Raw genomic sequence first — 18159 nt, forward strand, 5'->3', positions numbered from 1 at the left:
TCATCTGGATTATTCGCCATTGAAGCCGGTATCTGCGGATGCTGGGCGTTTTTATGGAATTTAATAACTGCGCGGGATTTCGATAACATGAATAATATCTCTATCACTCCTAAAGGTGGGACCGTCGCCTCTGAAGTTAGCGGCTCACAAGTCAATTTAACCGCGCCAAGTGTGGTTAAACTTCACCTTAATCAATCAGATATTAAGTCTTTCACACGCAATGGTAATGATTTAGTTGTCACCACAAAGTCTGGTGAAGTTGTTGTTATTCATAATTTTTATTCAGCAGCAGGCGACAGTGATCTGGTGCTGCAGGACGACAAAGGTGCGTTGTGGTGGGTTGAAGATCCCGGCACTGATGCATTCCAGTACGTCAATATCGACAGTACCGAAGGGCTGTTAGCCGAGAACACCACCAATGACGGCACGATTGCCGCCTTCGGTATCGGTGGTGCGGCGCTGGCGGGCCTGGGTGCGATGTTCGCTGGTTCGTCGGGCGGTGGCGGCGGTAATGCAGCGGTCGGCGATGGAAATACCGGCGGCGGCGACAATGGCGGCGGGAATAACGGCGGCGGCAACAACGGTGGGGGCAATAACGGCGGTGGTAACAATGGCGGTGGGGATACCACTGCACCTGGTACCGCAACTAACTTAACGCTTACCGACAATGTTGGCGCGATTCAAGGCGCGATTGTCAACGGCGTCACCACTGACGACAACACCCCGACGCTGACCGGCACCGCAGAAGCGGGTGCTACGGTCAGTATTTACGATGGCAACACATTGCTTGGAACCGTCGTAGTGGGAGCTGATGGCAACTGGAGCTTTACCTCGCCTGCGCTGGCTGAAGGCCAGCATAGCTTTACCACCACGGTGACGGATGCGGCCGGCAATACCAGCGGCTCCAGCGATCCGATCACGTTTATCGTGGATACCGTTGCACCGGTTGCGGCTGCTGGTCTGGTGGTCAGTGATGATGTTGGCGGTACGCAAGGCGCATTAACCGCTGGCTCGACTACCGATGACAATACCCCGACTATCAGCGGTACTGCTGAACCGGGCACCTACGTTAGCGTGTATGACGGCACTACGCTGCTCGGCACCGCAACTGTTGGGGCGGACGGCACCTGGAGTTTCACAACGCCAGCCTTGAGTAATGGCGCGCACAGCCTGACTGTGACGGTTACCGATGCGGCGGGTAATGTGAGTGCGGCCACAGATCCGTTTAACTTCAGCGTGACGGCGGATCTGCCTCCGGCGACCACTACGTTGGAAATTACCGATGATACCGGCAGTACGCTGGTGCAGCTAAGTAATGGGTCGTACACCCACGACAACACGCCAGTTTTGAGCGGCCTCGCGAGTGCCGGCTCAGTGATCACCCTGTATGACGGGGATACCTTGCTAGGCAGCGTTGTTGCGGGAGAAAACGGACAATGGGTGTTTACCCCAGCAGCACTGGCTGATGGCTCGCACGCCTTCCATGCCACTATCGTCGATACCACTGGCAATACCTCTGAATCCGCCACCATCACCGTCACTATCGATACCGTGGTGCCGGATGCCGCAGGCGATCTGCAACTGAGCAACAATGACGACAGCACCATTGTGCCTATCTCGGCTGGCGGGAGCACCAATGACAATACCCCGACCCTCAGCGGTACCGCAGAGCCAGGTAGCGTCGTCACCGTGCGCGATGGTGATACCGTGCTGGGCACTGTCACCGTAGGTAGCAATGGCAGCTGGACCTTCACCAGCCCAACCCTGACGGACGGTGACCATAGCCTCACTACCACCGTGACCGATCCTGCGGGCAATGTCAGTGCATCATCGGATCCGATTGCCTTTACTGTCGATACCAGCATACCTGCGGCGGCGAGTGGTCTGACGGTGACCGATAATGTAGGGGAAAGCACTGGCGCACTGACGTCTGGAGCGACCACTGATGACAGCACGCCAACGCTGGCTGGCCAGGCAGAGCCGGGAACGACTGTTAGTGTCTACGATGGCACTACGTTACTGGGTACTGCCACAGTGGGCGCCAACGGAAGCTGGAGCTTTACCACTTCGGCATTGAGCAATGGAGCTCATAGCCTGACCGTCACTGTGACCGACGCGGCGGGTAACGTTAGCCAGCCTACTGCTGCTTTCAATTTGACTGTGGATGCAGACTTGCCACCGGCAACCAGTTTACTGGAGGTGACCGACGATACCGGTAGCACCTTGGTGCTGTTGGCGAATGGGGCTTATACCCATGACAACACGCCTACACTGAGCGGTCTTGCGGGTCCGAATGACACGATTACCTTATATAGCAATGGTGAGGTCATCGGCACAGCGATTGCTGATGCCAGTGGGCAATGGGAGTTCGATACCACAACACTTGCCGACGGTACTTACGATTTCCGCGCTGTTGCCACCAATGCTGCAGGCGAAACCAGCGAGTCGGACACTATCTCCATCATCATCGATACCGCTGTTCCAGTCGCGGTGGATGATCTACAACTCACCAATGATGAAGGCAATACACCTGTAGCTGTTTCTGCTGGCAGCGCCACTAATGACACTACACCTGTATTGAGTGGCACTGCAGAACCGGGCAGTACCGTGACCATCTCTGATGGCAGTACCGTACTGGGTACCGCCACAGTTGGACAGGACGGTAGCTGGAGCTTCACAACACCAACACTGACCGATGGTAGCCACAGCCTGACCACCACCGTGACCGATCCTGCAGGCAACATCGGTCCTGCATCAAATCCATTTACCTTTACTGTAGATACTCAGCCTCCGGCAGCGGCTGGGGATGTCCAGTTGAGTAATAACACTGGTTCTACCGCGGTTCCAATCGTCTCAGGTGGCATCACTAACGGTACGACCCCGGTACTGAGTGGTACAGCGGAGCCAGGCAGCACGGTCACGATTTCCGATGGTACAAATGTGCTTGGCAGCGTGACAGTCGGTGCCAATGGCTCCTGGAGCTTCACCTCCCCAGCATTGGATGACGGTCAACACAGTCTGACCACTGTTGTTACCGATCCTGCCGGCAATACCGGACCTGCATCGACACCTATCATCTTTGAAGTCGATACCGCCGCCCCAGCGGCAGTGGGCGATTTGGTGGTGACAGATAATGTCGGCGATCTTCAAGGGCAACTGGCTTCCAACGACTTCACGGATGACAACACGCCAACATTGAGTGGCACTGCGGAAGTCGGTGCTGTGATCAAAGTTTATGATGGCACCGTATTGTTAGGGAGTACGAGTGCTGGCCAGGATGGTAGCTGGAGCTTCACCACATCGGCACTCAATAACGGCGAACACACTCTGAGTGTTACCGTGACGGATGCTGCCGGAAACGTCAGCACCGCTACCGAAGGTTTTGTGCTGACTGTGGCGGCAGATCTGCCGCCAACTTCGGCGACGTTGCAGATCACGGATGACAGCGGCAACACACTGGTTCAGTTGGCCAACGGCGCCAGTACACACGACACATCGCCAATCCTTAGTGGACAGGCGCAGGCGGGGGATGTCATCGCCTTGTATGACGGTGGCAACCTGTTAGGCACGCTTACAGTTGGGGCTAGCGGCCAGTGGTCATTCCCTACTACGGGACTTACTGAGGGCGCGCATACCTTCTATGCCTCCATCACTGATGTCACCGGCAACAGCTCTAACTCCCCAAGTATCACAATCACCGTCGATATCACTACTCCAGACGCGGCAACCGGCGTGCAACTCAGCAATGATGCAGGCAGCAGCCCGGTTCCGATTGCTTCTGGTGGCCTGACGAACGACAGCAGTCCGCTGCTGACCGGTGCAGGCGAACCTGGTGCTACCGTCAGCGTTTATGACGGCACCACTCTGCTGGGTACCGCCACGGTGGGCAACAATGGTAGCTGGAGTTTTAGCACACCAGCATTGGGTGAAGGCAACCACAGCCTGACCACCACTGTGACGGATGCAGCTGGCAACGTGAGTCCAGCTTCTGACGCTATCACCTTTACCGTCGATACGGTAGCCCCTGCTGCCGCTACTGACCTGACTGTCGCCGATAATGTCGGTGCCAGTACCGGCGATCTGACATCCGGCGCGACAACCGATGACAATACCCTTGAATTGAGTGGGCAGGCGGAAGCGAACTCGGTTGTCCGTGTTTATGATGGCACTGTGCTGTTAGGCACTGTGACAGCAGATACTGATGGTGCGTGGAGCTTTACCACGACGGCGCTGACCAATGGCAGCCACAGTCTGACAGTCACCGTCACCGATACGGCGGGTAACCTCAGTCCGGCAACCACGCCATTTATTGTGAATGTTCAGGCTGATCTGCCACCTGCCACGCTGACGCTGGAGGTGACTGATGACAGTGGTAGCACCCTCGTTCAGTTGGCCACAGGGGCCAACACGCAAGACACCACGCCGGTATTAAGCGGCCTGGCGATAGCCGGAGCCGTTGTGACGTTGACCGATAATGGCACCGTGCTGGGTACCGTAGTTGCGGGCGCGAATGGACAGTGGACCTATACCCCAGCAGTCTTGCCGGATGGGGCACATGCGTTCCAGTCCAGCTATACCGATGCGACAGGCAATCCCATTGATTCAGCCGTTATCACTATCACTATCGATACCCTGGCACCTGCTCCAGCAACGGGCGTGGAAATTAGTAATGGCGCAGGAGAGACCATTCCTCCGGGCGGCGCAACTAATGATAGTAGCCCAGTGCTTAACGGCAGTGCGGAGCCGGGCAGCACGGTCACGATTTCTGATGGGACCACTGTGCTGGGCACCACGACGGCAGGTCAGAATGGTGACTGGAGTTACACAACGCCGCCGTTAACCGATGGTACTCATAACATCACCACCACCGTCACCGATCCGGCAGGTAATACCAGCCCGGCATCCGATCCGATTGCGGTAGTGGTGGATACACAACCACCAGCCGCACCGGGTAACGTGCAGCTGAGTAACAACGAAACAGGTACACCTGTACCTATCACCAATGGTGCAACCAACGACACCACGCCGGTGTTAAGTGGCACGGCCGAGCCTGGCAGCACCGTAACCGTTTCAGATAATGGTACGCCGCTGGGTACTGCCACCGTGGGGGCTGATGGGAGCTGGAGTTATACGCCATCCTTGGGTGAAGGAGACCATAGCCTAACGGCAACGGTGACCGATCCAGCAGGGAACAGCAGCTCGCCTTCAACAGCGATCCCGGTGACGGTAGATACGACAGCACCGACTGCGCCTGGTGGTTTGCAACTCAGCAATGACCAGAGTGGCACGCCAGTGCCGGTTACAACTGGCACCACTAATGACACCACGCCTGTGTTAAGTGGTACTGCAGAACCTGGTAGCACTGTCACCGTCTCTGATGGTGACACGGTATTAGGTTCCGTCAGCGTGGGCACAGATGGCAATTGGAGCTACACCACACCTGCACTCAGTGAGGGCGATCATAGCCTGACGGCTACCGTGACCGATCCTGCGGGCAATATCAGCCCAGTCTCTGACCCGGTTGTCATCAGCATTGATGTCACGCCACCGCCAGTGGCCACGGGCGTGATTGTTTCGAATGAGGCGGGTACGCAGATAAACACCGGTGGCGCGACCAATGACACCACACCAGTGATCAGCGGCAGTGCTACGCCAGGCAGTACAGTGGTGGTTTCGGATGGCACCGATGTGCTGGGAACCGCCACCGTTAACGATGATGGTAGCTGGTCATTCACGCCTGACCCCGCACTAGGTGAGGGTCAGCACAGTCTCTCTACAACCGTGGTGGATCCGGCAGGCAACAGCAGCACGGCTTCAACCCCTATCATTGTTACCATTGACACTGAAGCACCAAACGAGGCAGGAAGCCTGGTGTTGAGTAACAATAATTCGGGAACCCCGGTCGAAATTACTAATGGCACCACCAATGATGCCACACCGGTATTGAGCGGCACCGCTGAACCGGGAAGCACTGTAACCGTCACGGATAACACCGATACGGTTCTGGGTACGGCAACCGTTGACGCACTAGGTAACTGGACATTTACCCCAGCTAACCCGCTGGACCCGGGCAGTCACAGCCTGACGACGACCGTCACCGATGCAGCAGGTAACGTTGGACCGCAATCGGACCCAATTGTCTTCACCGTTAATCTCACACCGCCGGTTGTGGGCACTGTAGTACTGAACAACGACAGCACAACACCCGCCACAGAAATCAACAATGGCGGTGCCACTAACGATACTACGCCAGTGTTGAGTGGTTCGGCAGCAGAAGGCAGCATCATTACGGTGTATGACGGCAATACCCTACTGGGTACGGTGCAGGTAGGGGCGAGCGGCTCGTGGAGCTATACCACCACGGCGCTGAGCCAGGGTAACCACAGCCTGAGCGCCACCGTCACCGATCCAGCAGGTAACGTCAGCGATCGGTCTACACCCATTGGCTTTGTCGTTGACACTGTTCCCCCTGCAGCGGCTACCGAGCTGCAACTTGTTAACGGTCAGGACACCACCATTGCGACCGGTGGATTTACCAATGACACCACGCCGGTATTGAGTGGCACAGCCGAGCCAGGCAGCACGGTTACCGTCACAGATAGCGTCAGTGGCGTGTTGGGCACCGCGACGGTGGGTATAGATGGAAGTTGGTCATTTACGCCAGATGCCGCGCTTGCGGCGGGTCCTCATACCCTAACCGCGACGGTCACCGATCCGGCGGGTAACGTCAGTTCGGCGTCTAGCCCAATTACCTTCACCATTGATGTCTCCACACCAGATGCGGCATCGGGTGTACAACTGAGTAACAACGAAGGAAGCATCCCAGTCGCTATCGTGAATGGCGGCGCGACCAACGATACCACACCAGTGCTGAGCGGCAGTGCGGAAGCGGGCAGCGTCGTGACAGTAACTGATACCGTGGGTGCGGTGGCAACGGTTCTGGGCTCCGTTACGGTGGGTGCCAACGGTAACTGGAGCTTTACCTCACCAGCTCTGGGCACAGGCGAGCACAGCTTGACCACCACGGTAACCGATCCTGCGGGTAACATCAGTGATGCCAGCGATCCGTTCGTGGTCACCATTGACACCACACCGCCAGCAGCAGTGGGAGAGGTTGAGCTCGCTAACGATGCGGGTACCGCGATTACCGGTGGATTCACCAATGACAGTACGCCAACCCTCAGCGGCACGGGTGACGTGGGAAGCGTTATCACGGTGAGAGATGGCACAACGGTGCTGGGCAGCGTTGCGGTCAACGACGAGGGAGAGTGGACCTTTACCACGCCTGTACTGAGTGAAAGCAGCCACAGTCTGACCGCAACGGCCACCGATGCCGCAGGTAATAGCAGCGGCGCGTCTACACCGATTGTTTTCATTGTCGATACCACACCTCCTGCGGCGGCAACCGGGGTGATTATCAGTAACGACAGTAGCGGTTCGCTGGTCACCATCACCAACGGCATTACCAGCGATAATACGCCGGTATTGAGTGGTTCGGCTGAGCCAGGAAGTACGGTAACCATCTCGACTGCTAGTGGAGAGTTGGGTACCGCGGTTGTCGGGGAAAACGGCGCCTGGAGTTTCACTCCTTCACCGGCGCTGGCGGATGGTGCTTACACTCTGACCACGACTGTGACAGATGCGGCTGGTAACACGGGACCTGCATCGACTCCGGTCAATATTACCGTGCTGGCCACGCCGCCAGCTGATGCCACCAACTTGCAGCTGACCAACAATGAGGGCAGTTCACCGGTTGTCATCGTTGATAACGGCAGCACTAACGATACCACGCCAGTCTTGTCGGGGACGGCTACGGGTGGCAGTTACGTCACTATCTTTGTTGATGGCGCACCACTGGGTACGGCAGTTGTCGGTTCAAATGGCAACTGGAGCTTTACCGTTCCTGAATTGACTGAAACCACGCATACGCTGACCACGGTGGTCACCGATGCCGCAGGGAATGTCAGCGGTGAAACTGATGCGCTCACCGTCACAATCGATCTGACACAGCCGGATCCAATCACAGATATCTCGATCGCCAATGATGCAGGCGTTGAGTTGACTGGCCCAACGAATGACACCACGCCACTGCTATCCGGCAATGCCGAACCTGGCAGTCTGGTGACCATTTACGACGGCACCACGCCAATTGCATCTGTGGTGGCTGATACTACCAGCGGTGACTGGAGCTATAACTTTACTGATATGCCGCTCAGCGCGGGCGATCATACGCTCAGTGCCACGGCAACAGATGCGGCAGGTAACGTCAGTGATGCTGGAAGCAGTGTAGTGGTGAGTATCGATCTGACACCGGCTGCGGCCTCCAACTTGATTGTCACCAACGATAATGGCACGCCAGTTGTGGTTGGGAATAACGGCTTCACCAATGACACTACGCCAGTGCTCAGTGGTACGGCAGAGCCAGGCAGTTCCGTGGCTATCTATGATGGTCAAACCTTACTGACAACCGTTCAGGCCGATCCCGACTCCGGTGCCTGGAGTTATACCGCTGATTTCGATTCAGGCACTACTCATGCACTGAGCGTGGTCGTGACCGATGCAGCAGGTAACGTCGGCCCGGCTTCGGCGGTGGTGAACATCACCATTTCTACCGATATTCCGGCAGCAGTGACCGATCTCACGGTTAGTAATAATGAAGGCAACACGCTGGTCACCATTCAGGATGGAGGGTCAACCAACGATGTGACACCTGAACTAACCGGTACTTCGTCAATCCCTAACAGCATCATCACCATCTACGATGGGCTGAATAACCCAATAGGTTCAACCACCGCCGGTGCAGACGGCAAATGGAGCTTCACGACGGATGCCTTACCTCCAGGTGAGCACAGTCTCTCTGTGACTGTCACTGATGCGGCGGGGAATACCAGTCCGGCCTCTGATGCAGTGACCTTCCTGGTTGACATCACTGCGCCTGATGCAGTGACCGATGTGGTTGTTCTCAATGACAGCAGTGCTCCTGCGGTAGAAATTCCGACAGGAACGCCGACCAACGACACTACGCCGTTGCTCCAGGGTAACGCTGCCAATGCCGAAGATGGCTCTATCGTTACCATCTATGAAGGCAATGTGGTATTGGGCACAGCGACAGTAACCAATGGCGCCTGGAGCTTCAACACGCCAGTGCTGGGGAGTGGTTCGCATACACTGACGGTTACAGTGACTGACCCTGCTGGAAACGTTAGTACTAATAACCCAAGCATCGCGGTGGTGATTGATACTCAGGCACCAGACGCGGCGACGGGTGTCACGTTGACTAACGATCTGGACGTCGACAATCCAGTCACCATTCCTAACGGTGGCTTGACCAACGACAACACCCCAGTGCTGACTGGCTCCGTGGGCGCGGACAGTACCGTTAGCGTTTCAATCAATGGTGGTGCCCCGCAGCCTGCCACATTGAATGGTGATGGAACCTGGACCTTTACGCCATCCGAACTGCCTGATGGTTCTTACACCTTCAGCGTTGTGGTAACGGACGCAGCCGGAAACGTCAGTCCAGCCGTGAATACCATGGTTGAAATTGATGCGACCCCGCCAGTGGAAGCGACCGGCGTTACTGTTACCAACGACAACGGCACGGCTCAGGTCACTACTGATGGCATCACTTATACCAGTGATAACACGCCAGTGATTGCCGGTACTGCCACGGCGGGCACCATCGTTAACATTTACAACAACGGTGAACTGATTGGCACCACCACCGTTGGCACTAATGGTCAGTGGAGCTTCACGCCAACGACGGCATTGCCAGAGAACGTGAACAGCATCACGGTGAGAGTAGAGGATGCGGCGGGCAACCTGAGCGATCCAACCGATCCGATTGTCTTTACTGTGGATACCGCAGCACCAACAGCGGCAACCGTGGTCATTACGGATAACGATGGCACGCCAGTAACGGTGACTAACGGTTTCACAAATGACACCACACCGTTGTTGTCAGGAACCGGGAGCGAAGCTGGAAACATCATTAGTATCTACGATACAGATCAGCAATTGCTGGGTACGGCGACGGTTCAGGGCGATCTCAGCTGGAGCTTCCAGTTGCCAACACTGTCTGCCACTGCGCATACGCTCACCATTACAGTGACTGATGAGATTGGCAACAGCACCAGCACCACTGTAGCGTTAACGGTTGATACCACCGCACCAGAGCCGGTATCTGCAGTAGTGATTCAGAGCGACACTGTTCCAGCTGAGCCAGTTACAGTGGCGAATGGTGGTTCCACCAATGACACTACGCCAACTATTTCGGGTAGTGCGGAACCGGGTTCTACGGTCATACTCACTAATACGCTTACAGGCTTGGTGTTTGGTACGGCCAATGCTGATCCAACAACGGGTGCATGGACATTCACCCCGACTACTGCACTGACAAATGGCACAACCTATTCCCTGAGCATCACCGCAACAGATGCGGCGGGCAACGTCAGTGTGGGATCAAACGTGAGCTTCACGATTGATACCGTGGCACCAACATTAGGCGCCTACACCGTTAGTAATAACGAGGGGGCAACACCAGTCACCATCTCTCAAGGTGGCCTAACCAACGATGACACGCCAGTATTACGCGGTACCGGTGAAGTGGGCGCGATCATCACCATCACGGACACAGTTGGTGGAACGACCGTCACTCTTGGCACGGCTATCGTGGCAGATAATGGTCAGTGGCGATTTGTTACCGATACGCTAGGTCAAGGGGCACATTCACTTACGGTGACAGCGACCGATGCGGCAGGTAACGCCACCACCAGTCCGACGACCTTCGGTTTCACTGTGGACAGCGTTGCGCCTGCGGCCCCACTGGGTGTTGAAGCCACGGCTAATAGTGGTGACAACCCAGGTAATCTGACCTCAGGCGGCACCACAGATGACAATACCATCACCTTTGGTGGCACGGCTGAAGCAGGGAGCGTCGTTTCCGTCTACGACGGCACAACGCTGCTGGGCACTACGACTGCAAGCCTCACGGATGGTGCGTGGACCTTCACTACACCAGTATTAAGCAACGGTGACCATAGCTTTACGGCGACTGCGACCGATGCAGCGGGTAACGTAAGTGCAGCAGCTCCAACAGATCCATTTACTCAGACTGTTGACGCTCCAGTGCCAGTCACTACCAGTACGTTACTGATAACCGATGATTCAGGTTCAACGCCGGTCACGTTGGTTGATGGTGATTTCACAAAAGACGTTACGCCTGTTCTAAGCGGTTTATCAGTGCCATTAGTCTTGGTCACCATTCTGGATAACGGAACTGCTATTGCTAGTGTACTTGCCGATGCTACAGGACAGTGGAACTACACACCGACCTTAGGGCAGGGAGAACATGAAATCACAATTACTGTCGGTGGGCTTGAGGTTGCAGGACCTGTTGGCATAACTGTTGATAATGTGGCACCTGCTTTGGTCACCGGCCTAGTTGTCAACAACAACAGTAGTGGTACCAACGTTCCAGTGACGAGTGGTTCGACCAACGACAATACACCTGCGCTTACTGGTAATGCTGAAGCCAACTCTATTGTTACCATTTACGATAACAATGTTCTGATTGGATCGACCACAGCCACGGCGGGAGGAACCTGGAGCTTTATAACTCCAACGCTGACCAGCGGCTCTCACTCATTCACTGCCACAAGTACTGACCTCGCCGGTAACGTCAGTGCGGCATCCACACCGGTTGCAGTCACTGTCGATACTATTGCACCAGCAGCCGCAACGCTGGTGGTCACCAATGACCTTGCCGATCCTGATGTGGTGGTGGCCAATGGCGGCCGCACTAACGACACCACGCCAGTACTGAGCGGTACGGCGGAAACGGGTGCGGTAATCAGGATTTATCAAAACGGTACGGAAGTGGGTTCAACTGTCGCTACGGGCGGGACCTGGAGCTATAACGTTGCAACGCTGGCTGAGGGAACCTATGCCTTCACTGTTCGCGCAACCGATGCGGCCGGTAACGTCAGCGTGGCTTCCAGCACCGCAACGGTGACTATTGATACCACTGCGCCAACCGGCCTCACGGTCAATGCCAGCAATAACAACGGCTCGTCGCCGGTGGCGATTGCGAACAACGGCACTACCAACGACAGTACACCAGCGCTAAGCGGTACGGCTGAAGCGGGTAGTGTGGTGAAAATCAGTGATAACGGCTTGGTAATTGGCTCGGTGACTGCTGCGGCAAATGGCAGTTGGAGCTTCGTCACGGGCACACTGGGTGATGGTCAACACACCCTGAGTGTCACCGCGACGGATGTAGCAGGCAACATTGGAGCGGCATCAACGGTAATTATTAACGTGGTAACAGCAGCGCCGACCGCGCCAACGTTGATTGTGAATAATGATGCCAACAACACGCTGACGCCTGTCGGCAATAATGGTTCTACAAACGACAGCACTCCGACGCTGACAGGTACAGCGACGGCAGGTAACGTGATTACCATTTATGACGGTACCACGGTGATTGGTTCCACCACTGCAGTCGCCGGGAACACCTGGAGCTTTACGCCAACAACGGCTCTGAGTAACGGTAGTCATACGTTTACGGTCAAGGCGACCGATACGCTGGGTAACGCCACGGCACAGGTGGGCACCACTACGGTCACCATCGATACTGTTGCACCTGTTGCCTCAACGCTGGTGATTGCCAACGATAACGGCACAGCCCCTGTAACGGTAGTGAACGGCGGCTCTACCAACGACTCGACACCACTGCTGAGCGGGGTGGCCGGGGTGGCAGAAGCGGGTGGCATTGTCAGGGTTTATGACAATATCAGCGGCAGCCTGGTGCTTGTGGGCTCGGGTGTTGTGCAGCCAGACGGTACCTGGAGCTTTAATAGCTCAACGCTGGCGACAGGCACGCATCCACTGAGCGTCACGGTGACTGACGCCGCGGGTAACATTAGCGGTTCTACCTCGGCAAGCGTCATCATTGATACCACTGCGCCAACGGTACAACTGACCAACACAGCCAACAATAACGGCAGTGCGCCGGTCACTATTGCCAACAACGGCACAACCAATGACAGCACGCCAGCGCTGAGCGGTACGGCAGAAGCGGGCAGTGTGGTGGTGGTACGTGACGGGCAGACAGTGGTGGGCTCGGTGGTTGCGGCTGCTAACGGCACCTGGAGCATCACCACCAGTACGCTGGGTGAGGGTGCACATACGCTGACCGTCACGGCGACGGATGCCGCAGGCAACGTGGGCACGGCAACCAATACCATTACCTTTACGGTATCAACGGCGGCGACCGCTGCACCAACGCTGATTGTGAACAACGATGCCAACAGCACGCTGACGCCGGTCGCTAACAATGGCGCCACTAACGACAGCACCCCAACTCTGACGGGTACAGCGGCGGCGGGTAACGTCATCACTATTTATGACGGCACCACGGTTCTGGGTTCCACCACGGCTATCGCGGGTGGCACCTGGAGCTTCACTTCACCAACCCTGAGCAACGGTAGCCATGCATTAAGCGTCACGGCAACCAATGCGGCGGGTACGGTGAGCTCTCCAGTCGCTTCAACCGTCATTATTGATACCGTGGCACCGGTCGCTTCAACGCTGGTGATTGCCAACGATAACGGCTCAACCCCTGTGACGGTGGCAAACGGTGGTTCTACTAATGACACCACGCCATTGCTGAGCGGTGTGGTCAGCGTGGCAGAAGCGGGCGGTGTCGTCAGAATTTACGACAGCATTAGCGGTACGCAGGCGTTAGTCGGCACGGCGATTGTGCAGGCAAACGGTAGCTGGAGCTTCAGCTCAACGCTGGCAGCAGGCACGCATCCACTGAGCGTCACAGTGACGGATGCGGCGGGTAACATCAGTGGCACCACGACAGCCAGTGTCACCATTGACACCACTGCGCCAGCTGTTCAGTTGACCAACACGATCAACAACAACGGCAGCACGCCGGTCACTATTGCCAACAACGGCAGCACCAACGACAACACGCCAGCATTGAGCGGTACGGCAGAAGCGGGCAGTGTGGTGACGATCCGCGACGGGCAAACCGTGGTTGGCTCAGTAGTTGCGGCAGCTAACGGCACCTGGAGCATCACCACCAGCACGCTGGGTGAGGGTGCACATACGCTGACCGTCACGGCGACGGATGCCGCAGGCAACGTGGGCACGGCAACCAATACCATTACCTTTACGGTATCAACGGCGGCGACCGCCGCACCAACGCTGATAGTGAACAACGACGCCAATAATACCCTGACGCCGGTCGCTAACAATGGTGCCACTAACGACAGCACCCCAACCCTGACGGGTACAGCGGTGGCGGGTAACGTCATCACTATTTATGACGGCACCACGGTGCTGGGTTCCACCACGGCTATCGCGGGTGGCACCTGGAGCTTCACTTCACCAACCCTGAGCAACGGTAGCCATGCATTAAGCGTCACGGCAACCAATGCGGCGGGTACGGTGAGCTCTCCGGTCGCTTCAACCGTCATCATTGATACCGTGGCACCGGTCGCTTCAACGCTGGTGATTGCCAACGATAACGGCTCAACCCCTGTGACGGTGGCAAGCGGTGGTTCTACCAATGACACCACGCCATTGCTGAGCGGCGTAGTCAGCACCGCGGAAGCAGGCAGTCGCGTCACTATCTATGACAATATCAGTGGCAGTCAGGTGTTGCTGGGCACGGCAATTGTGCAGGCGAACGGCAGCTGGAGTTATAGCTCAACGCTGGCAGTGGGTACTCATCCACTGAGCGTCACGGTCACGGATGCGGCAGGTAATGTCAGTGGTACAACGTCTGCAAGTGTCACCATTGACACTACCGCGCCAGCCGTACAGTTGGTGACTGCTGCCAACAACAACGGCAGCACGCCAGTAACGATTGCCAACAACGGCAGCACCAACGACAACACGCCAGCCCTGAGCGGTACGGCAGAGGCCGGTAGCGTGGTGACGATCCGCGATGGTCAGACAACGCTGGGTTCTGTTGTGACGGCAGCAAATGGGACCTGGAGCTTCACCAGCGGCACTCTGACAGATGGATCGCACACTATTAGCGTGACGGCCACTGATGCTGCAGGCAACGTGGGCACGGCAACCAACACCATCACCTTCAACATTGATACTGGCGTTCCAGCGACCGTCACTAACCTTACCGTTAGTGATAACGTGGGCGCTACCCAAGGTACGCTGGCGAACGGTGCGGTAACGGATGACAACACGCCAACCCTGCAGGGTACGGCGGAAGTCAACGCTATCATCACCATCTATGATGGCACCACCGTGCTGGGTTCCACCACGGCCAATGCCACCACCGGCGCCTGGACCTTCACCACCGCAGCGCTGACTGATGGAACCCATCCGTTAAGCGTCACGGTGAAAGATGCGGCAGGCAACATCAGCCCGAACTCGGCAACCGTCAGCATCACTATAGATACCGTTGCGCCAGTGGCTTCAACGCTGGTGATCACCAACGATGTCACCAGTGTTGTGGTGCCAAACGGCGGCTCGACGAATGACACCACACCAACCTTGAGTGGTACTGTGAGTGCAGCAGAAGTAGGCAGTCGTGTCAGCATCTATGACAACATCACAGGTACTCAAGTGTTGCTGGGTACGGCGATTGTGCAGGCCAACGGCAGCTGGAGTTTCACCACGGTTGCATTGTTACAGGGCACACATCCAATTAGCGTTACGGTAACGGATCCCGCAGGCAACATTAGCGGTACCACATCGGCAACTGTGATCATCGATACCACACCGCCAGCAGCATTGACGATTGCCGCCAGCAACAACAACGGCAGTTCAGCGGTGGCGATTCCGAACAACGGCACCACCAATGACAGTACTCCGCTGTTGAGTGGTACCGGTGAGGCGGGAGCGAAAGTCACTGTTTACGACGGCACCACACTGTTGGGCACCACCACGGTGGGCAGTAACGGTCAGTGGACCTTCACGACACCAACGCTGACCAATGCGACGCATACGTTGAACGCGACGCAAACCGATGCTGCAGGTAACGTGAGTCCAAATGCTTCGGTTACGCTGACAGTCGATACCGTGGCACCAACGGTAACTACATTGGTGATCACCAATGATTCGGTGGCGCCAACGGGTACCGTGGCTAACGGTGGCTCAACGCGTGATACCACACCAGTCCTTAGCGGCGTGGCTGAACGTGGCGGCATTGTCACCATCTACGATGGTGCAACGTTACTGGGCTCGGTAGTGGCTAACGCCACCACCGGCGCATGGAGCTTCACTACGGCCACGCTGGTTAACGGTTCACATCCAATCAGCGTCACGGTGACGGATACCGCTGGCAACGTCAGTACACCGGCAACCGCAACGGTCATCATCGATACCGTGGCTCCTACCGCGGCAACGGGTCTGGCCATCAACGATGCGGGTACTATTTTGACCGGTACCGGTGAAGCGGGCACCACGGTGACCGTTCGTGATTCGGGTGGGGCAAGCATTGGTACCGCAACCGTAGCAGCCAACGGTAGCTTCTCGGTTTCACTCACCACGGCGCAAACCACGGGCGGCACGCTGTCAGTGTCGTTGACGGATGCGGCTGGCAACGTTTCGGCAACCGCAAACACCGTAGGTGCGATAGTTGTCAGGGCGGCGAACGATGAGATCCGTCTCAACTATGCCGATACCGATGTGCTAACACCACATAACTCAGCAACGGTGCAGGCTTCCTCTCTGCTGACGGTTGGATTGGGCACAGTTCTCGATTTAAGTGTGTTGGGAAGCAACCCGTATTTGTCATTTAATTTGGGTACGGGGGAATCCAGGACGGTAACCATTACGGGTTCCCAGTCGGGCGTCTCATTGCTTTCAACTGTCTACCTTGAGGTCTACAAGCTGGTTGATGGTACGACATCGACTTACACCCGCGTCTCTGAGAGCGTTCTGTTCAGCACGTTAGTGGCGTTGTTAGCTACCAACTCAGGGTCTAAAGCAGTCACCCTGAGTGGCTCGGGCACCTACATCGTATTTATGGCTGCAACGGGCGTTGGCGTACTAACCACCAACAAACTGGTAACTTCAAACGATATCTCGACAGTCGAGTTGAGCGTGGCTAGCACTGTAACGGGTAATCTGCTGACTAACGACACTAGTTCAGTGGCGGGTACCGTTCCTGTTGGCACGGCATTGACCTTGATTTCGGGGACGTCAGTTAACGCGTCAGCGAATACGGTGATCAACACCGCTTACGGTACGCTGACGGTCGATTCACACGGTGCCTATACCTATACGCTGAAGGCTGGCATTAACATCGCCACACTGCCATCCAGTGAAACCTTCTCGTATACGGTTACGGACTCCCACGGTGTGGCGACTACTGCAACCTTAACCGTTGACCTGACGCATGGTGCGCTGCTCGCAGCTAACAGTCTGCTGGCTGCATCAGTGGCTGATACCAGCGATGTTGACGCCAGCGGCAGCATCTACGGCGATTCCACTACCACTCACACCGGAACCTTGAGTATCACTAATGAACACGGCGATACCACCACCGTGAGCAGCAGTGGTTCAACTCTGGTAACGGGTGACTACGGTACGTTGAGTATTGCCGCCAACGGTAGCTATACCTATACGCTGAAAGCAGGCCTTGATGCGCAGACCATTACGCACAAAGAGGTGTTCAGCTACAGTCTGGCTGCGTCTGACGGCACCATTACTCATAACAGCTTTACCATCGACCTCCACCCGACCATCACTGGAACCGCTGGCGCAGACACGCTGACGGGCAGTGCCTACGACGACACCATCACTACCGGTGCCGGCGCAGACACTCTGGTGTACCACCTGCTGGCGACTGCGGACTCCACTGGCGGTAACGGGCACGATACCTGGACCGACTTTAATGTTGCGCAAGGCGACAAAGTTGACATCAGTAACTTGCTAATTGGCTGGAATGATTCCACAAGTAATATTAATGATTTCGTGAAAGTGGACCATACTTCTGATGGCAACACCGTGCTCTCGATTGATCGTGATGGTACAGGTACGGCGTACAGCAGTACTCAACTGGTCACGCTGGAAGGCGTGAACGTTTCACTTGAGGAATTGCTGCAACAACCGCACCAAAACACCACGGCCTAACGGCGGTGAAATGAAGCAGGGAAGCAGTATGGGCACAGGGAT

1 protein-coding gene is annotated in these 18159 nt (G+C 56.3%); it reads left to right on the forward strand.

Annotated elements, in window-relative coordinates; translation table 11 throughout:
• The first annotated feature begins 87 nt into the window (after positions 1–87).
• The gene (locus tag LBW88_RS17175) at positions 88–18117 is read left to right on the forward strand and encodes an Ig-like domain-containing protein (RefSeq protein WP_414004093.1); all 18030 of its coding nucleotides are present in this window, start codon (positions 88–90) and stop codon (positions 18115–18117) included.
• The last annotated feature ends 42 nt before the right edge of the window (positions 18118–18159 follow it).

Origin of the sequence: Pantoea sp. alder81, from assembly GCF_020179835.1 — a bacterium.
Taxonomy (GTDB): domain Bacteria; phylum Pseudomonadota; class Gammaproteobacteria; order Enterobacterales; family Enterobacteriaceae; genus Pantoea.